18 protein-coding genes and 4 tRNA genes are annotated in these 17421 nt (G+C 35.4%); 9 read left to right on the top strand and 13 right to left on the bottom strand.

Features of this window, described 5'->3' with window-relative positions:
- Positions 1-2: 2 nt before the first annotated feature.
- Together DPQ89_RS15825 and murJ are read right to left on the bottom strand one after the other, a co-directional pair.
- On the bottom strand, positions 3-446 hold the full coding sequence (locus DPQ89_RS15825; protein WP_127718004.1) for a DUF507 family protein: 444 nt from the start codon (positions 444-446) through the stop codon (positions 3-5).
- A gap of 85 nt (positions 447-531) precedes the next feature.
- A complete protein-coding gene (gene murJ, locus DPQ89_RS15820) occupies positions 532-2100 on the bottom strand; it encodes a murein biosynthesis integral membrane protein MurJ (protein ID WP_127718003.1) in 1569 nt (522 codons plus the stop codon).
- A 162-nt stretch (positions 2101-2262) separates the two neighbouring features.
- Between murJ and DPQ89_RS15815 the strand changes: the two genes are divergently transcribed.
- Positions 2263-4263: a sodium-translocating pyrophosphatase gene (locus DPQ89_RS15815; protein WP_127718002.1), complete on the top strand. Its 2001-nt coding sequence runs from the start codon at positions 2263-2265 to the stop codon at positions 4261-4263.
- Between the two features lie 54 nt (positions 4264-4317).
- Here DPQ89_RS15815 and DPQ89_RS15810 read toward each other — a convergent pair whose 3' ends face one another.
- The 3 genes from DPQ89_RS15810 to DPQ89_RS15800 form a co-directional block, all read right to left on the bottom strand.
- Positions 4318-5031 carry an ABC transporter substrate-binding protein gene (locus tag DPQ89_RS15810; RefSeq protein ID WP_127718001.1) on the bottom strand — a complete coding sequence of 238 codons (714 nt, stop codon included), beginning with the start codon at positions 5029-5031 and terminating at the stop codon, positions 4318-4320.
- Between the two features lie 97 nt (positions 5032-5128).
- Positions 5129-6232 (bottom strand): hypothetical protein, encoded by a 1104-nt coding sequence (locus DPQ89_RS15805; protein ID WP_127718000.1) that lies wholly within the window; start codon positions 6230-6232, stop codon positions 5129-5131.
- A 139-nt stretch (positions 6233-6371) separates the two neighbouring features.
- Positions 6372-6929: a hypothetical protein gene (locus DPQ89_RS15800; protein ID WP_127717999.1), complete on the bottom strand. Its 558-nt coding sequence runs from the start codon at positions 6927-6929 to the stop codon at positions 6372-6374.
- 155 nt (positions 6930-7084) lie between these two features.
- On the opposite strand from DPQ89_RS15800, the gene DPQ89_RS15795 reads away from it, so the two are divergent.
- From DPQ89_RS15795 to DPQ89_RS15780, 4 genes are all read left to right on the top strand, one after another.
- Positions 7085-7642: a dCMP deaminase family protein gene (locus DPQ89_RS15795; protein WP_127717998.1), complete on the top strand. Its 558-nt coding sequence runs from the start codon at positions 7085-7087 to the stop codon at positions 7640-7642.
- 305 nt (positions 7643-7947) lie between these two features.
- Positions 7948-8295: a hypothetical protein gene (locus tag DPQ89_RS15790; protein ID WP_127717997.1), complete on the top strand. Its 348-nt coding sequence runs from the start codon at positions 7948-7950 to the stop codon at positions 8293-8295.
- A 140-nt stretch (positions 8296-8435) separates the two neighbouring features.
- Complete coding sequence (locus tag DPQ89_RS15785) at positions 8436-9380, top strand: hydroxyacid dehydrogenase (protein WP_127717996.1); 945 nt, start codon at positions 8436-8438, stop codon at positions 9378-9380.
- Complete coding sequence (locus DPQ89_RS15780) at positions 9380-10648, top strand: adenylosuccinate synthase (protein ID WP_127717995.1); 1269 nt, start codon at positions 9380-9382, stop codon at positions 10646-10648. Before DPQ89_RS15785 ends, DPQ89_RS15780 begins: the two co-directional genes overlap by 1 nt.
- Before the next feature lie 32 nt (positions 10649-10680).
- Here the strand turns inward: DPQ89_RS15780 and DPQ89_RS15775 are convergent, their stop codons facing one another.
- The 4 genes from DPQ89_RS15775 to mtaB form a co-directional block, all read right to left on the bottom strand.
- Positions 10681-11133: a hypothetical protein gene (locus tag DPQ89_RS15775; protein ID WP_127717994.1), complete on the bottom strand. Its 453-nt coding sequence runs from the start codon at positions 11131-11133 to the stop codon at positions 10681-10683.
- A 30-nt stretch (positions 11134-11163) separates the two neighbouring features.
- Positions 11164-11337, bottom strand: a complete 174-nt coding sequence (locus tag DPQ89_RS18545) for a hypothetical protein (RefSeq protein WP_164848471.1) — start codon at positions 11335-11337, stop codon at positions 11164-11166.
- Between the two features lie 22 nt (positions 11338-11359).
- Complete coding sequence (locus tag DPQ89_RS15770; protein ID WP_127717993.1) at positions 11360-12004, bottom strand: hypothetical protein; 645 nt, start codon at positions 12002-12004, stop codon at positions 11360-11362.
- An 85-nt stretch (positions 12005-12089) separates the two neighbouring features.
- Positions 12090-13391: a tRNA (N(6)-L-threonylcarbamoyladenosine(37)-C(2))-methylthiotransferase MtaB gene (gene mtaB / locus DPQ89_RS15765; protein ID WP_127717992.1), complete on the bottom strand. Its 1302-nt coding sequence runs from the start codon at positions 13389-13391 to the stop codon at positions 12090-12092.
- Between the two features lie 164 nt (positions 13392-13555).
- On the opposite strand from mtaB, the gene DPQ89_RS15760 reads away from it, so the two are divergent.
- Positions 13556-13632 (top strand) — tRNA-Lys (locus tag DPQ89_RS15760).
- A 15-nt stretch (positions 13633-13647) separates the two neighbouring features.
- Positions 13648-13725 (top strand) — tRNA-Glu (locus DPQ89_RS15755).
- A 54-nt stretch (positions 13726-13779) separates the two neighbouring features.
- Here DPQ89_RS15755 and DPQ89_RS15750 read toward each other — a convergent pair.
- The gene (locus DPQ89_RS15750) at positions 13780-14541 is read right to left on the bottom strand and encodes an ABC transporter substrate-binding protein (RefSeq protein WP_127717991.1); all 762 of its coding nucleotides are present in this window, start codon (positions 14539-14541) and stop codon (positions 13780-13782) included.
- Entirely contained in the window at positions 14531-15091 is a 561-nt protein-coding gene (locus DPQ89_RS15745; RefSeq protein ID WP_127717990.1) for a TVP38/TMEM64 family protein, read from the bottom strand. Before DPQ89_RS15745 ends, DPQ89_RS15750 begins: the two co-directional genes overlap by 11 nt.
- Before the next feature lie 108 nt (positions 15092-15199).
- On the opposite strand from DPQ89_RS15745, the gene DPQ89_RS15740 reads away from it, so the two are divergent.
- Positions 15200-15276 (top strand) — tRNA-Lys (locus DPQ89_RS15740).
- 13 nt (positions 15277-15289) lie between these two features.
- Positions 15290-15367, top strand: a tRNA-Glu gene (locus tag DPQ89_RS15735).
- A 49-nt stretch (positions 15368-15416) separates the two neighbouring features.
- Here the strand turns inward: DPQ89_RS15735 and DPQ89_RS15730 are convergent.
- Together DPQ89_RS15730 and DPQ89_RS15725 are read right to left on the bottom strand one after the other, a co-directional pair.
- On the bottom strand, positions 15417-16817 hold the full coding sequence (locus DPQ89_RS15730) for a methyl-accepting chemotaxis protein (protein ID WP_127717989.1): 1401 nt from the start codon (positions 16815-16817) through the stop codon (positions 15417-15419).
- On the bottom strand, positions 16817-17419 hold the full coding sequence (locus DPQ89_RS15725) for a hypothetical protein (protein ID WP_127717988.1): 603 nt from the start codon (positions 17417-17419) through the stop codon (positions 16817-16819). The genes DPQ89_RS15730 and DPQ89_RS15725 overlap by 1 nt, the downstream gene beginning before the upstream one ends.
- Positions 17420-17421: the final 2 nt, after the last annotated feature.

The raw sequence follows: 17421 nt of genomic DNA, 5'->3' as shown, positions 1-17421 counted from the left end.
AACTAGTTCTTTTTCGGAGAAAAAGTTCTAATCTTCTTTACAAGAAAGGCATGAATATCTTCATCAGTTCCAAATACATCTTCAACAAGATCACAATTAAGCATAAACTCAGTCATTCTATTTGCAATTAAGTGAAGCGATTCTACTAGATATAGGCCGCCAATATTTTCACCGTTAAAAGATTTGATTATCTCTTTTCTGGCATGGTTAAACATTTCTGATTCAGTGATGTCTTCAGGAACCATGTCTCCCATTTTTTCTTCAACTTCTTCAATCGCTTGATCTCTAACATCTTCATCTGTCGCAAAACTTACGCCATATTCAGTCGCCATCGCATCGATTAAAGCCGCTCTATTTTCAATTTCAAACTCAATCATTTTCTGTTGTTTGAGACTATCAATAGTATAGCTCGCCAACGTTTCGAGTGTTTCAAAATCAGTTCTCATTAATACTCCATGAGTCAAATATTCTTAATAAGTTTAACCTACAAAAAGGGTATATAACAAGAAACTTATTGAAATTTATGAAGGATTATTTCCTTCTTAGTATTTTCTTGATTAAACTTCCCTCTCCAAGAATAGTTAATGACACAACGTAACAACCTACTCCAACTAGACCTACCCCACAAAAGACTGTCAATTTAGTCATAAATCCATCACTGTAATTAAAGAAAGTTTGTGAAATATACTGTGTTGCAAAATAAGTTATGAGACCCGAGCTAATAATTCTCAAAATTTTAAGATTAAAAAAGAAGCTCCATTCCAACTCCAAGTATTTTCTTAAAAGTAATCCTTGAATAGACGAATTTATTATCATCGAAAGACTAGTACCAAGTGCTAGAATCCAAAAACCGTAAACAGGAGTTAGTAACACGCAAAAAACGATATTACACAATATTGCAAAGACAGAGATCCTTACTGGTATATGAGGCTTATCAAGAGTAAAGAAAATTGGAGCAAATATTTTGTACAGCCCATATGAAGGGAGACCAACGAGGTAGAACATAAGAGCATCATTTGTCATCAGAGTATCCTTTAAGTCAAAGGCACCTCTTTCAAAAACGAGATGAACACTCTCCTTCGAAACGGCAAAAAGTAAGGCCATAGCTGGAACGATAGTTAAAAAAGATAAATTATAGCTCGTAGATAAGTAATTCTTTGCAACATCTTTATTACCTTGTTTCCAAGCATCGCTAAAATGAACCAAGTTAGATCCAGCAATTGAGACACTTAGAATTCCTACTGGAAACTGAAAGAGTCTAAAAGCAAAGGAAAGCCACGAAACGGCTCCTACAACCGTACTTGTCGCTAAAACTGTCGTAATAATAATATTAATTTGAGTGGCAGCTATCCCAATCGTGCCAATACCTATTCTATGTAAAATAACCTTTGAGTCGCTACTGATTAGATTAAAGGGTCCCTGTGGCCCAAAACCCTTTTTAATTAGAAGTGGAACCTGAATAATCATCTGGACAAATCCACCTAGAATAACACCTATTCCTAAAGAGAGAACTGGATAATGACCCCACAACTTAAGTCGATCAGGCAGCATGAAGACACACGCTATCATTACAATATTAAATAAGGCAGGAGCGAAAGAAGGAACAAAGAAAACTTTTAAAGTATTCAACGCTCCCATAAATAAAGCCGCCAATGAAATTAACACTAAGAAAGGGGCCATAATTCTTACGAGCTGAACTGTCATTTCTAATCTTGCTGGATCTGAATTAAAAACTTCATTCGTAATGGACTTGATTATTTCTGGAGCAAAGATAATGATTAGTGCCGACAAACTTGCAGTAATCAAAAAAAGTAGAGCGGCCATAGACCACAAAAGCCCCTTGGCGAGCTTTTCATTTCTAAGCTTTACTCCAGTAAAGGTTGGAACAAATGCGGAAGAAAACGCTCCCTCAGCAAAGAGGTCTCGCAACATATTTGGTACTCTATAAGCAATTGTGAAAGCATCAGTCACTCCTGACGCGCCAAACACAGCTGCAATGGCCTGCTCACGTACAAGCCCTAATATGCGACTTGAAAAGGTCGCAACGGCCATAACCGCAGAAGATAATAAAACTTTCTTAGTCGATCCGTCCTTAGACATAATACTCCGCAGTAAAAATACTGTACCCCAATAGTACGAAAGTGTTTTACGCTTTTAGTGCTATATGATAATTCTTATCAACTAATATAAAGATAAATAACCAATATATAAAGCATTAGCTTGATATTAATTTTTTTCACCTTAAGAAGGAGTTTTTTCGAAATGGAATCACTTACGAGTTTCTTTGCCTACTCACCGTTTATCGGCGCAGCTGGCTTTTTATTTGCGATAGCAACGTACATGTGGATTGTTAAACAACCTGCAGGTACTGCTAGAATGACAGAAATCGCTGGCTTAATTGAAAGCGGTTCAATGACGTTCCTTAAAAAGGAATACACTATCCTTGTTGGATTTCTAGCTGTAGTTGCAATACTACTTGGAATGAAACTAGGAACTAACACTGCAATTGCTTACATTGCTGGAGCGTTAATCTCTATGCTTTGTGGTTTCATTGGTATGAAAGCTGCGACTAAAGCAAACGTTAGAACAGCTCAAGCTGCTGCTGAAAGTGGACAAGCAAAAGCTCTTTCTGTTGCTTTCTATGGTGGATCAGTCATGGGTATGACTGTTGCTTCTCTTGGTCTTATTGGGATCGTAGTTGCATACAAGTACCTAACAGGTTCAACAATTGAAGCTCTTAATGGTTTTGCCATGGGTGCATCTTCTATCGCTCTTTTTGCTAGAGTTGGTGGTGGTATCTATACTAAAGCTGCTGACGTAGGTGCTGACCTTGTTGGTAAAGTTGAAGCTGGTATTCCTGAAGACGATCCTAGAAACCCTGCAACTATTGCGGACAATGTTGGTGACAACGTTGGTGATACTGCTGGAATGGGTGCAGATATTTTCGAATCATACTGTGGTTCAGTTATCGCAACTATGTTCATCGGTTCTACTCTTGCAGGTGCAAACACAGGTGCAATCCTTCTTCCAATTTTAGTTATTACAGTTGGTTTAATTGCTTCTGTTCTTGGTATTCTTTCAATGAATGCACTTAAAAATGTTGATCCAGCATGGGCACTAAGACTTTCTCCAATCGTAGGTCTTGTTGGTCTATTTGGTGGATCTTTCTTCATTGTTCAACAAATGGCATTCACAGTATTTCCTTATGCAATGGGACCTTTCTATGCAATGGTTCTTGGATCATTAATTGGTCTATTCATTGGTTTTGCAACTGAATACTATACTGCTGGTGAATTTAACCCAGTTAAAAATATCGCTCTTGCAGGTAAAACAGGTCCAGCAACAAATATCATCTCTGGTATTGCTGTTGGTATGTATTCTTGTATGGCCCCTATTCTTTTAATCTGTCTTGGTATCTATTTCGCTAACCACTTTGCTGGTCTTTACGGAATTGGTATTGCAGCAGTTGGTATGCTTGCAACAACTGGTGTAACAATGACAGTTGATGCTTACGGTCCAATCTCTGATAATGCTGGTGGTATCGCTGAGATGTCTGAACTAGGTCCAGAAGTTAGATCAATCACTGACGGTCTAGATGCAATCGGAAACACAACTGCAGCAATCGGAAAAGGTTTTGCAATTGGTTCAGCAGCTCTTACTGCTCTTGCAATGTTCTCTGCTTACGCATCTGCAGTTAACCTTGAATCAATCAACCTAATGAATCCTAATGTTGTAATTGGACTATTTATTGGTGGTGTACTTCCATTCTTCGTTGGTGCAAACACAATGAACTCTGTTGGTAAAGCAGCTCAATTAATGGTTGAAGAAGTTAGAAGACAATTTAGAGAAATTCCAGGAATTATGGAAGGTACTGGTAAGCCAGATACTGAGAAGTGTGTTGAAATTGCAACTACTGCTTCATTAAAAGAAATGGTTCTTCCAGGTCTAGTAGCTATTATATCTCCTGCTCTTGTAGGATTTATCCTAGGTAAAGAGTCTCTAGGTGGAATGCTTGCAGGTGCAACTTGTACAGGTGTTCTTCTAGCACTATTTATGTCAAATGCCGGTGGTGCTTGGGATAACGCTAAGAAGTCTATTGAGCAAGGTCATATCGAAGGTGAAAAGAAAGGTACAGAAGCTCACAAAGCAGCTGTTACTGGTGACACTGTTGGTGACCCGTTCAAAGATACTTCAGGTCCAGCGATGAACATTCTAGTAAAACTAATGTCAATTGTTGCTCTAGTTATCGCTCCACTACTTTAACTCTTAATAAGATTTAAATAAGTACTAAGGCCCTCGAAAGAGGGCCTTTTTTATTTAAAAAGTATACTTCTTAATTAATTCTCTATAGCGCTCAGTCTTTTTAAAACTACTCAATTCCTTAGAAAATCTTTTAACGATACTTGTTGCCAAATCTCCCTTAGAGGAAGCTACGTAGTGTTTTTGGGACTTTCCAAACTCATAGTTAAGACCATAATATGGAAGCCCTCTTTTTCTAGCTCCATAACGAATAACAAGCTCTGCACCAATAATATAATCAACTCTCTTTCTAAAGAGTAAATCTAGAAGTTGTTCATGAGAATTCGCTTCCATCTTATTTAAGAATTTATAACTCATAAAGGTTTCACTATAGTAATAACCTCTCATTGTTCCAATCGTCTTAGATTGAAAGTTACTCTTTATTTTTATCTTTTCATTAGTTAAAGAAAATAACTTGTTCGAGACATTAACGATTTCCTCATCAGGAAAGAACATAAACTCTTCGCGATCACTATTTTTCATAACACCTAGTAGTAAATCTGCATTTTGATTTTTCATTAATTGAAGACATCGTTTCCAAGGATATACAGTAAGTGTGTAGTCAATTTTTATCTTTGACATCACCTCTGAGAGAATTTCAACTTGTATACCTACAAGCTTGCCATTTTCATAATAAATATAAGGAGGATATTGATCAGTAACAACTTCAATAGGGCGAGCTAACAAAGAGCTGGAAATAAATATTAATAATAATGATACTAATTTCTTCACAGCTAATTATAACAACCTACTCAGTGTTTCCTAACCAAAAGATTTAAATAATTTTTACAATTAGCCTACTATATTTATATAAATTCCCTAATTTATATTATTCACAAGACTTTTTTTGAAATCTAAGAGCATCAGACCTTAGAACTCCACTATCACCTTGATCTTTACTTATTTTTACAACAACCGGTTTTGTTGTGTCGAAATTAACATTGCCAAGAGTAACCCAGCCTTTCTGATCTTCATTCAAAGAGTAGTCTAAAAAATACTCTTCTATTAAACTCTCTTGCATCACCTGTATTTTTACTCTAGAAGCACTATTTGGGTGAGTAACACGATAAACCTTTAAACAATAGCTAGACTCTTGAACATTAGCAGAATAGGTTACGTAAGCATTTTCATCTCTTGAATATCTAGAAATACTATCCTTAAATCCAGCTAAGCTACTCTTATACCACGTTCCAACTTCTCTTAAACCAACTGAGTCTCTCTTAGGCTTTGAAATAGAAGGGTCGAATTTATTATCAAAAACTTTCCCTTTTTTAATATTTGCAAATTTTCTCCCTAAACAATCAAAACCATCTTTTACTCTAGAGAAACGTACTTCATCTGCTCGCAGAGCTCCTCCATTTGAAAACACTCCACGTTCAATTGTCACTTGAGATTTTTTTTCTCCAGCAAAATCAAACTCACCAAGATGAACCCATCCACCACCTTCTCTATAGTCTATGCTCTTTGAAAAAATCTCATTACCATCATCAAATAACTTCACAAGAACATCTGACTCAGAATTAGAATGAGCAACTTGAAATACAGAAACACAGTATTTATCTTGTCCTAATTTAGAAGTTTCATATGAAACTCTTGCATCTGCTTCAAGCGAATACCTAGAAATACTATTTTTATGGCCTGTGAGTGAGCTTTGAATCCAATTACCTTCTTGTGAATATCCCTTACTATCCTTTTTAGGACTTTGAGATTCGGGGTCAAAATAGTTTCCTATAATGACTCTATTCTTTCCCAAAATAGGACCACTTGGCGGATCCGTAGGATCAGGTTTAATGGGATCAGTGTTTCCAGGTGGATTAATTTGATCATTTACCGCATCAACAATGGCCTCTTCATCACTTTTACAAGAGGTTAAGACACCTAAACAAAGAATTAGCATTAGAAAAATTTTAACTTTAGAACTTTTTAACATCATTACTACTCCATACACATAGTATCGACATATATTCATAGCAATTAATAGGCCAAGTTATATTTATTTGTTTCTAGATATTAATTTTTTTTAAACACGATAATTTTAAGACTTAATCACAAAGGCTGACAAAGTGACTCAATTATAGATTACATTGTTTTTGATTTTTTGATTTAAATTCAACAACTTTATTGTTTATGACTCGCCAATATAAATCATTTGGAGAATTAAATGCTCTTTCTTCCCAAATTATTTTTCCATTTTTAAGTAAAGACTTCTCTTCTATATCGCTAAAACCCACCAACTTCTTATGTATCAGCGGAAATCCTTCATCATTTTCTTTATAGACAATTGTTTTCTTAAATTGACCGTTAGGACCATCATCATAAAAATATCTAACTCTATAAACAATTCCCGAAGGATTTTCTATGTGTATATTTCTCCAAAGAAGTTCTGAACTTCTTTCTAGTTCTTTAAAATTATTTTTTGAAAATTCTTCTAGGCAATAACTTGTGACATTAGTATTTTCTTTTGATTCTAATGGTCCTGAATCAATGATTTTATTATGATCGTTAATGGAGCCTGGTTCGACCTTAGGCAGTTCACTCAGTTTTTTCTCAGATTCAATCATAAAGAAATAGATAAAAATAAAAACAATATTAAGAAGTAATACTATAAAGAAGGCATTTTTTTTCTTCATATAATGTTCCTATTAATTCAAGATCTAGCTCTGACAATTTATTATTAGTTAGAATTCTATAAGCAGTTAATTCCTAAGTCACTGAGTTTCTTAAAATCTAAAAGTTAAACTTTTTCTTTCTTTGCAAATTAATTTAGTTCATATATTTTAAGAATATGACAGATTCAAAAACTAATTGTTCCCATGATATTAACTTTTTCCCAGTAAAATCTCCTCTAGAGTGGGATGAATACTTTATGTTGCAAGCTATGATGGCAAGCTTTAAATCTAAAGATCCTTCAACTAAAGTTGGAGCCGTTTTTGTTGATGAAAACAATCATCAGGTCACGATGGGATATAACGGTTTTGTAGCTGGTATTGATGAAAATAAATTGCCTTGGGGAAAAGATCCTTCAGCACCATTAGAGTTTCAAAAGTATGGATATGTCGTTCATGCTGAAGCAAACGCAATCCTGCACTCTAAAGAAAGCCTAGCTAATACAAGGGCCTACGTCACTTTATTTCCATGCCATGAATGCGCTAAACTTCTTGCTAGTTCTAGAGTCAAAGAAGTTATCTATCTAAGTGATAAACATTGCACTACTGAGTCCAATAGAATCTCTAAGAAAATTTTTGACCTAGCTGGAATTAAATTTAGACAATTAAATATTAAAGATAGTTTGATTAATGACATGCACGTTCATTTTCAAACACTACTTGATCAAGTTCTATAGAGTAAGCTTACTACTAAAAGTTTACTTTCCTAACTATTGGCCTACAAACTTAACCAATTTGTGACACACAGTTTCTCTTTGACACCGGCCAGTTCACTTAGGCCCTAGTTTTTCTTACAAAGGCCATCCAGGCGGAAACCCTTTGTTAGTCTTATTTTCAAGACTTTCTATCATCTAACATGACATGCTTTAGTTGAGCGAAAGGGGCAGGAAGCCCAAAAAGCTCGAACACACATTTAGGGCCTAACAGGAAGTTTACCCTAAGGAAAAAGACCATTAAGGTCGCTACCTTTAAGGAGGGAGATATGTACATGGCTATCGCTGTAGAAAACTCACACCATCCTGCTAACCAGTCCAATTATCGCGTTTGGCATCTAGAACTTGACGCGAGAGGAAGTGTGGTTTCAATTGGCGCAATGACGCGCGAAGAAGTTGTTCAAAGTCTTTTCAAGCACTACAAGGAAACTGGTAGGTCAAATTGGAAGGCTTTTCTTAAAGACAAAGAGCAGTCTACTTCAATAGAGCTCTATGACTTTATTTCGAAGAACCCAAATGAAAATACTCATTTTGGTAACTTACCTTCACTTTCAGAGTTTCAGGAAACTTTGAAGCATCTGCAATTAAAGATGGAAATGTCTCCAATTGCAGCTTAAATAAAAACTCCTGGTTTTTAACACTCCCCGTCCAAGGGAAAAAAAGGGACCCTTCGGGGTCCTTTTTCCTTTTAGGTCTCTGTAAAAGTTTCTATAATTACCTCGTCAATCACACTTTCAAACTACTCCGGGAGAGGACTATGAAACCATTTATTGTTGTAGCAGATGGCTTTGATCAAAGCTTATTCGAAGAACTAAAAAGTATTACTGAATTTGAAGTTCATCCTTCACCAAAAATGAATCAAGATGAGTTAAAAACACTTTTACCAAAAGTTAACGGTATCGTGATTAGATCTGCTACAGAAATAACGAAAGAGTATTTAGACCTTGCCCCTAATTTAAAATATGTCATTAGAGCAGGTGCTGGGACAGATAATATTGATAAAGCATCTTGCCAAGAGATAGGAGTTAAAGTTTCAAATACTCCAGGTGCAAATAATAATTCAGCAGCTGAACATGCAATCGCACTAATGATGACAGTTCTTAGAAAGACGGCATGGGCCCACAAAACCATGAGTAATGGAGGTTGGGATAAATCAAAATTTACAGGGATGGAGTTAGCTAATAAAAAAGTTGGTATCGTTGGATTTGGTCAAATTGGACAAATTGTGGCCAAGAGAATATCAGGGTTTGAGCCACAAGTTCTCTTCTATGATCCATTCCAAGAATCTAGTGAACTTCCATATGCAAAAAAGAGTGATCTAGAAACTCTTTTTAAAGAATGTGATATTATTTCAATCCACACTCCACTAATGGAAGCAACGAAAGGCTTAATAAACAAAGATCTAATGTCCCTTATGAAGTCAGATGCAATTTTAATCAACGCTGCCAGAGGTGGAATTGTTAATGAACAAGATCTTATAGAAGTATTAAAAGAGGGTAAGATTAGAGGTGCCGGATTTGATGTGTTTGCAACAGAGCCACTCGAAGAAGACTCTCCTCTCAGAAGTCTTGAAAACCTTGTTATGACTCCTCACCTAGGCGCATCTACAGAAGAAGCTCAATTTAGAGTTGGAGAAATGGCCGTTCACCAATTAAAAGAGTTTTTCATCAATGACAATCTATTAAACGAGGTTAGAGTATAATGAAGTCTTTAGCCATAATAGGTTCTCAATGGGGAGACGAAGGAAAAGGAAAAATTACTGATCTTCTCAGTCAGAAGTGTGATCTCGTTGTTCGCTATCAAGGAGGAAACAATGCTGGTCATACAATTATCGTTGGAGACAAGAAAATTGTTCTCCATCTAATCCCTTCTGGAATTCTTCATGATCACTGCACCTCTATTATTGGACATGGTGTTGTCTTTGACCCTGAAGCGTTTAAAGTTGAACTTGAAAATGTTTTAAATAATAATATTACTGTTACTCCTGAAAAGCTTAAAATCTCCGCAAATGCAACAGTTATCACTATGTATAACAAATTAATGGATGCTCAAAGAGAGTCAAAAGGAACAGTTAAGATTGGCACAACTGGAAAAGGAATTGGCCCTGCATACGAAGATAAAATTTCAAGAAGAGGGATCAAACTTAGAGACCTTTTAAATAAAGAAGAACTTATTAAAAAGTTAGAAAATAACCTAACTGAAAAAGAGTTCCTTCTAAAGAACTTATATAAAACTGAATATCCTACTATCGAAGAAGAAGCTTCACGCTTATTCGAGCTAGGGAAAATTATAGCTCCATTCATTTGTGATACTTTTAGTATTTTAGACCATGCAGTCAAAGAAAATAAAAATATTCTTTTTGAAGGCGCTCAAGGAATTTTACTAGACATCGACTACGGTTCATATCCATTTGTAACATCTTCTAGCACTTCTTATGGAGGTATTTTCACTGGAGCAGGAATGCCTTCAGGAAAAGTAGATGAAGTTTTAGGAATAACTAAAGCGTACACAACAAGAGTTGGAGAGGGTCCATTTCCAACAGAGCTCTTTTCAGAAGTTGGTGAGTTCATTCAAAAGAAAGGTGGTGAATTTGGTGCAACTACAGGTCGAAAAAGAAGGTGTGGTTGGCTTGATCTCCCTCTTCTAAAGTATTCTGTCAAAGCATCTTGCTTAACAAGTATTGCCCTTACTAAGGTAGATATTCTAAGTGGTATGGATGAACTTAAGGTTTGTAAATCTTATCGCTACGAAGGTAAAGATATCGATTGTGCCTATCCAGGAATTGACCTATCTAAGGTTGAGCCTATCTTTACTGATTTAGCTCCATTTGATGATGACTTCAAAGGTGAGCCATCAGAAAACCTTAGAACTTATATTGAGCTTATTGAAAAAGAACTTGGAATTCCAGTTTCAATAATTGCTTATGGGCCAGAAAGAAGTGAAATAAAGTTTAGAAAAGATTTCTTCTAGATAAAAAAAGGGGCCTCTAAAGAGGCCCTTTTTCATTGTAACTTTTCATGCGAACAGTTCCTTGTTGATGCGAGCTTTAAAGCGTGATGCCTTTGCTCTCTTTTTTCTACTTTTCTTAATATTTCTTTATCAATCTCTTGATCAAGATGAGTAATTAATTGATAAATTCGATTTAAGTTATTAGCACTATCTTGTACTAAAATTCTATTTACGCCATCAGGGGCGATGACCCTTCCATATCTAGATAAGAATGGTCTTAAATTCTTAGAGATGATTCTCGATGATGAAGGATGATCTAGCTTATATTCCATCATAAAATAATCGTGATTGCTTGGTAGTTGAGGAGCTTTATCTTTTGAAACTTCTACCAGTGGAACAGTGTTATATCTCAAATCACGAGAGCGAACGATGCGATACAGTCCTTCATCTTCTTTAATTCTTGAATAACCGTGATCAAATAGAACGCTTGAAATAATTCTATCCACATTTTCTTTATTGAGTTTTATTTGAGAAAACTATACTTTCCCCTTAAGTTTCTTTGATGAATAATATTTAGTTCCTGATATCGAATATGCTACATCTAAACACTTTTCGATTTCTGCGCATTCATATTCATCGGCCATAATCTTGGGAGATGCCAGTGTCATCATCGCCATTAATCCAAGGGGTAGAGCTTTACTTTTGTTCATTCTAATTTCTCCAGTTTAAATATTATGATTCTCTTTCACCATTTTCTTGTAATACATGCTGTTCATTTTCTCTGTCATTTAATGAAAGGGCCTTCTGTTCAAGTTGGATTTCAGCTCTTTTTAAAACACGATAAATTTTTGATAAATTATGCGCATTATCTCTAACAATGATTTCCCCTGCTATATTTGCATACAAAAGAGCACCATTTGAAGACAGGTATGGCTCAACTTTTTTAGCCAAGTCTTTAATTTGCTCTCGATTTGCTATTGAATATTTAAGAAGATAAAAATCATATGTTCTTGGCAATTTTGGATTCAATTTTTTATCAGCAACATAGCTTTTTAAAACAGTATTACTGATTTCATTCACAGAGATTATTTTAAAAAGCCCTTCACTTTCCTCAACTCTTGTAAGACCATTTTCATGTAGAAAGCTTGTTAAAACTGTATCTGAATTCTCTTTGGTAATTTCTAAGTTAATAGATAGAATTTTCTTCGATAAATCAATACTTGAAATATATTTTTGACCGGAGACGTAGGAGACTCTACTTACGACATCTTGAAGAGTCATCTCACTTTCTTTTACAACTTTTACATTCTGATTACCAAATGCAGAAGTTGTAACAACACTCATAAAAACTAATATAATAAACGATCTCTTCAACATACCAAACCTCCACGTTTGTTCGTGTAGTTAGTATGCATAATATAAGAGTTCTATTTGTCAGCTAGATGTCAAGAGTTTGCAAGGATTACTGAACAAGCTCAGCAAATAGTTTACCGTTTTTATACTCTTTTAAATAAACAGTACGAACAGTATTTTTAAGTTCTTCACTAGTATCAACGAAAACTTTTACATAATTCGTTGTATAACCTGTATAGAGACCATCTTTGTTTCTTCTTTCAAATAGTACATTACTCTTAGTTCCTACTTGATCTTCACTAAACATTGAAAGCTTTGCTTCCCCTAAATGAATGAGAGAGTTCACTCTATCTTTCTTAGTAGCATTGTGAATATGGTTATCCATTTTTGAAGCTGTAGTCCCCTTTCTTTTAGAATAAGGGAAAACGTGGAAATGAGTTATTGGAAGTTCTTTTACAAGGTTATATGTATTTTGAAATTGCTCATTTGTCTCACCAGGGAAGCCACAAATAAGATCGGCACCTATTCCAGCATCAGGAAATGCAGTAATAATTTTATCAATGACTTTCTTATAATCTGCAACAGTATACTTTCTTCTCATCCCTGTTAAAATATCATCGTCACCACTTTGAAGTGGGATATGAAAATGATCCAAGAACTTTGGAGAGCTTTTAAAAACAGCTAAAAGCTCATCTGTTATCGTATTTGGCTCAACACTTGAAAGTCTTAATCGTTCTAAGTCCTCTAGCTCTAATAACGACTTAACCATATCAACAAGTTTCTCACCAGAAGCAGTTTCGTATTCACCAATATTAACACCAGTTAAAACAATCTCTTTAAAGCCCTGTGAAAGAATTTCTTTCGCATTAGCTACGGCATCGGCAATCGAGATGGCCTTAGACCTTCCTCTTGCAAAAGGAATAATACAAAATGAGCAAACGTAATTACATCCATCTTGAATTTTTAAAAATGCTCTAGTGTGACCATCAGAATTAGTTGTAGCCGCCCCATAGAAATCCATTGATTTATCGACATGAATGGCCGTTGCCTCTTCTTCATTTAAATAATCAAAAACTTTATATTTTTCAGAAGTTCCTAGTACAAGATCGACCCCTTGCATATTAGCAATAGTTTCTGGCTCCATTTGAGCATAGCAACCAGCAACAACAATCTTTCCCTCAGGAGAAGACTTATGGGCCTTTCTAATTAAGTTTCTACAAGTCGAATCCGCAGAGTCTGTTACCGTACAAGTATTAATAAAGACAACATCGGCCTTTTGTCCAAAATCAACGACCTCATAGCCTCTTTTTACAAAACCTTCAGCAAGAGAGCCTGTTTCAGAGAAATTTAGACGACATCCCAAAGTATGCATCGAAACTTTTTTTGTTGAATTATTAGCTGTATTTTCCACTTCTTATACCTATTATACGATTAACAGGGACACCATAGTTAATGACGCGCTTTCAGACAAGTAGCAAAGTATATTTTTTATATAATTTCTGAAGAATATCCAAATTTTCGTTTGACAGGAAAGCTCTTTGACCTTATTCTCAGTCTCACGTTTAGAAATGATTAGGTCTCGTAGCTCAGTTGGTTAGAGCATCTCCCTTTTAAGGAGAGGGTCCTGTGTTCGAGTCACAGCGAGATCACCATTCTTTTCAAAATGTGCTCCCATCGTCTAGCCCGGTCTAGGACACCGCCTTTTCACGGCGGTAACAGGGGTTCGAATCCCCTTGGGAGTACCATTTACTTTCGAAATAATAAGTCACTGCAAAGTGGCTTTTTTTATACCCAAAATATCAGTGTGAAACACCATACTTCTTTAATAATTTTTCTTTTAATTCTTTTCTCTTAGAGCCGACCGATTGAAGAAACTTTTCAGATAAACTTGGATATTTCTTTGAGAACTTCTTAGATAGTGGGGCGTACCATAGACTTGAAAAGTAAGGCTTCTCAGCTGGGACAATTTTATCTTCTATGCCTAGTCTCTTAATTATATTTCTACCTATTAAGGCCTCTACAATATAACCATCAATACGCTTAGCTTGAACAAGTAACATTCCTTGGTCTGCTTTTAATTTCTCTTCATTAAGAACGCCAGCTTCGGCCAGTTTTTTATAAGCAATATAACCTTCTGGAGCAGATATCTTCAGATTCTTATCAATAAACTTTTCTCCATCCCAAAGCTGAGGAGATTCAATATGCTGATGAATCAGATAATCCGCTTTCCAAAGATAGTTTTCCTTATCTAACTGTCCGTTGATTTTAGGAAACTGGCTCCACTCATCTCTCTCTTTAGACCATATCGCAGCAGCAATGACATCGGAGGTTCCATTTTTAAAATCCATCAAACAACGCTTCCAAGATGCTCTGTAGGTGACTAATTCGACTCCAACCTCAGCAGCAGCGGCAGCAACTATATCTGGAATAATTCCCTGCTTATTAGTCTCTGTCGCCTTATTAGTAAAAGGGTAATAAGTGTCAAACTCGTAACAAAAACGAAGTTCAAGACCCATTGAGGCCGAAGAGATTATAAATATGGTAAATAGTTTAAAAAACATAATTATTATTTAATATTAAAGCAAATATTGCACAGTATATAAATATAGGGATTATTAATCCTATCATCGACCCTAAAATGTAATTACTAAACTTAATTCCACTTAAAGATAATGTATAATTCAGTGCAGGGGTTGTTTGCATTAGCGTTCTAAGCACAATCACTGAAAAGATTGGCCTTTTATCTATATTTTCAAACGCCCAACGCGACAGCCTATTATCAAATGTCCTTAAAAGATCATTGCCAAAAAACGAGACAAAGTAGTAGCTGATACTTGAACAAACAATACAGGCGATATAGACAATTACAAAAGCTTCTCGAACACTAAAAAGAGAAACAGGAGCAGCTACAAAGAGGAATCCAGGGATATATAAAAGGTTAGCAGCAGAAAATACTAAACAGAAAACTACTATGGCCAAGAGCTTATTTTCATTTAACATTTGCTTTAATTGATCAACCGAAAAAATCTGATCGACACCTATAATATTAATGATGATCGCTGCCACAGCGACTATGGAAGTCAGCAATAAAAGCTTTTTTATTTTACTCATATATCCACTATATAGAATATCTAAAATAGCACAAATAGAAAGTATTATTCATTTTGTTCGTTGACAGTTCCGTCTAAATTTTCTATAAATTCGGTTCTTGAGAAAAATGGTCTCGTAGCTCAGTTGGTTAGAGCATCTCCCTTTTAAGGAGAGGGTCCTGTGTTCGAGTCACAGCGAGATCACCATTTTTTCAATTATGCTCCCATCGTCTAGCCCGGTCTAGGACACCGCCTTTTCACGGCGGTAACAGGGGTTCGAATCCCCTTGGGAGTACCAATAAAAAAGCCCTCTTTTAAGAGGGCTTTTTTGTATCTACTAACTAAAGCTAGGCCGCTATTTTTTCACTTATTCCCGTTAATCTATTCGAATAACTTTCTAAATTCGTAACCACTTCTTCAAGCTCTTTGATTTTCAATAAAGCATCATTACTAGAAGATTGAATATTATTTAAAGACGCGGTCAGCTCATTAACTCCCGCACTCTGTTCATTAGCTGCTGTAGAAATTTCACTCAAAAATGATTCTTGGTTCTTAGAGCTCTTCTCAACAATATCAAAAGAACTTTTTAAGGTATTACTTATCTCTGCCCAGCTATTAAAAGCTTCATCTAATTGAGACTGAAATGATTCTAAATTTTCTGTAATTGAGCCCACCGAAGATGTCAGTTGCCCCTTACTTTTGTCAACGATTTCATTAATACCTTCAGAGGCAACACCTGAATTTGAAGCAAGATTTCCAATCTCTTCGGCCACAACCGCAAATCCTTTCCCATGCTCTCCGGCCCTAGCAGCTTCAACAGAAGCATTAAATGAAAGTAGTTTCGTTTGAAAAACTATATCAGTAATAATACTCGTTTTTTCACTGATAAAATTAACTGATTCAACTACTGATTGAAGCTGTTGTGAAGAGCTTACTTGTAACTCTTCCATATTTTTTTTAATCTTATTCAAAGAAGCGAGAAATGTTTCTCCTTTCAAGATAGCTTCAGAACTCTTTGCAACAGAATCTGAAGTCTCCTTCATGCTTACAAGTGCTTTATTAAGCTGATCCTTCGTTGTTCTAACCATTTGAGAAATTTCTTCAGATGTAGAAGAAATTTCTGTCACAGCACTAGCATTTTGATTAGAAAGTGAAAGTAATCCAGAACATGATTGTCGACTTTCCCTAGAAGCAACATCAACACTCAAAACAAGAGGTGAAATCTCATCATTTATCTGCCCTTGCAAATCTAAGACTTTTTTAAACTTATATGCAAGATATGTACAAGCAATTGCTTCCACAACAACAAATGTAGCATGAATAGCAACAATTTCTAGTCCAGCTTTATAGTTAAATAAACTCTCAGGTAAAAAGAAATAGAACCCAACATGATGAACTGCCGCAGTCAGGGCCGCTGCGACTATAACTAAAGGATTGGCCATCAAACATAATATTCCAATTGTTACAAAAATATGAAAGTGCCATTCAATCATACCTTTTCCTAAATGAATCATAATTCCAGAAAGAGCAATGGTCGAAAATCCCATCAAAATAGAAGTTAATCTAATATTTTTTATAATCTTACTAATAATAAATTGTCCTAGAAATAATAAAACTGGACCAAGAATTGCGATGCTCATTTCGGTACTAAAAAATTTCGCCATAGCAAAGAATATTGGAATATGGGCCAGTATTGCAATACCTCCATACTTCATAGTTTTATGCAGATTTTCTTCATAGAGATTCATTAATTTTCCTTTTTATACTTAAGCCCTAAGGGATCTAATATCGCTTGATATTCTTTACTAACACTACAACCTATCACTGGCTTTGAAGCGATTTTTCTCCCCTCATTAAGTGTTAGTAAATAGTTCTTTATGTTTATTTGGGTTAATGGAGTTATTGAAGCATCAGAGTAACCTCCAACATAGCGAACATCTTTACTTTTGTTATAGATAACAAGTAGAGGAACACCCTTTATCGAGGTACTGAATTCATCTTTCATTTGAGCTGTTGAATAATTATAAACTTGAAAACCATTTTTCTTTAAAGGTTTTAAGAACTCTTCTTTATCATCATCAATTAAGATAACAACTTCACTTGCAACAGTTTTTCCAAGAGGACCACGACTATTCAAATGTTCAAAAATACTCTTTGAACAACTACACTTAGGTGTTAAAAAATGAACAACACCATGATCTTTAACCTCAGGCAATATACTTGCGAGCTTAAAATCTTCCGTAGAACTTGGAGATAGGTCCACATAGTGCCAAGAGTGCATCATCGTAATCGCATAAGAGACTCCAATAACCCAGCATCCAATAAATAAAGCAGTTAGTACTTTTTTCATGA

Source organism: Halobacteriovorax sp. HLS (assembly GCF_004006665.1).
Lineage (GTDB): Bacteria > Bdellovibrionota > Bacteriovoracia > Bacteriovoracales > Bacteriovoracaceae > Halobacteriovorax.
The sequence above is the reverse complement of the archived record's forward strand: the minus strand, read 5'-3'. Positions and strand labels throughout refer to the sequence as shown.

Bases quoted from the DNA above. Each gene is read 5' to 3' on its own strand.
- DPQ89_RS15805 (WP_127718000.1), bottom strand. From the start codon at position 6,232: ATGATGTTAAAAAGTTCTAAAGTTAAAATTTTTCTAATGCTAATTCTT.
- DPQ89_RS15800 (WP_127717999.1), bottom strand. From the start codon at position 6,929: ATGAAGAAAAAAAATGCCTTCTTTATAGTATTACTTCTTAATATTGTT.
- DPQ89_RS15725 (WP_127717988.1), bottom strand. From the start codon at position 17,419: ATGAAAAAAGTACTAACTGCTTTATTTATTGGATGCTGGGTTATTGGA.
- DPQ89_RS15770 (WP_127717993.1), bottom strand. From the start codon at position 12,004: ATGTTGAAGAGATCGTTTATTATATTAGTTTTTATGAGTGTTGTTACA.
- DPQ89_RS15745 (WP_127717990.1), bottom strand. From the start codon at position 15,091: ATGAGTAAAATAAAAAAGCTTTTATTGCTGACTTCCATAGTCGCTGTG.
- DPQ89_RS15780 (WP_127717995.1), top strand. From the start codon at position 9,380: ATGAAGTCTTTAGCCATAATAGGTTCTCAATGGGGAGACGAAGGAAAA.
- murJ (WP_127718003.1), bottom strand. From the start codon at position 2,100: ATGTCTAAGGACGGATCGACTAAGAAAGTTTTATTATCTTCTGCGGTT.
- DPQ89_RS15785 (WP_127717996.1), top strand. From the start codon at position 8,436: ATGAAACCATTTATTGTTGTAGCAGATGGCTTTGATCAAAGCTTATTC.
- DPQ89_RS15795 (WP_127717998.1), top strand. From the start codon at position 7,085: ATGACAGATTCAAAAACTAATTGTTCCCATGATATTAACTTTTTCCCA.
- DPQ89_RS18545 (WP_164848471.1), bottom strand. From the start codon at position 11,337: ATGAACAAAAGTAAAGCTCTACCCCTTGGATTAATGGCGATGATGACA.
- DPQ89_RS15815 (WP_127718002.1), top strand. From the start codon at position 2,263: ATGGAATCACTTACGAGTTTCTTTGCCTACTCACCGTTTATCGGCGCA.
- DPQ89_RS15750 (WP_127717991.1), bottom strand. From the start codon at position 14,541: ATGTTTTTTAAACTATTTACCATATTTATAATCTCTTCGGCCTCAATG.
- DPQ89_RS15825 (WP_127718004.1), bottom strand. From the start codon at position 446: ATGAGAACTGATTTTGAAACACTCGAAACGTTGGCGAGCTATACTATT.
- DPQ89_RS15790 (WP_127717997.1), top strand. From the start codon at position 7,948: ATGTACATGGCTATCGCTGTAGAAAACTCACACCATCCTGCTAACCAG.
- DPQ89_RS15730 (WP_127717989.1), bottom strand. From the start codon at position 16,817: ATGAATCTCTATGAAGAAAATCTGCATAAAACTATGAAGTATGGAGGT.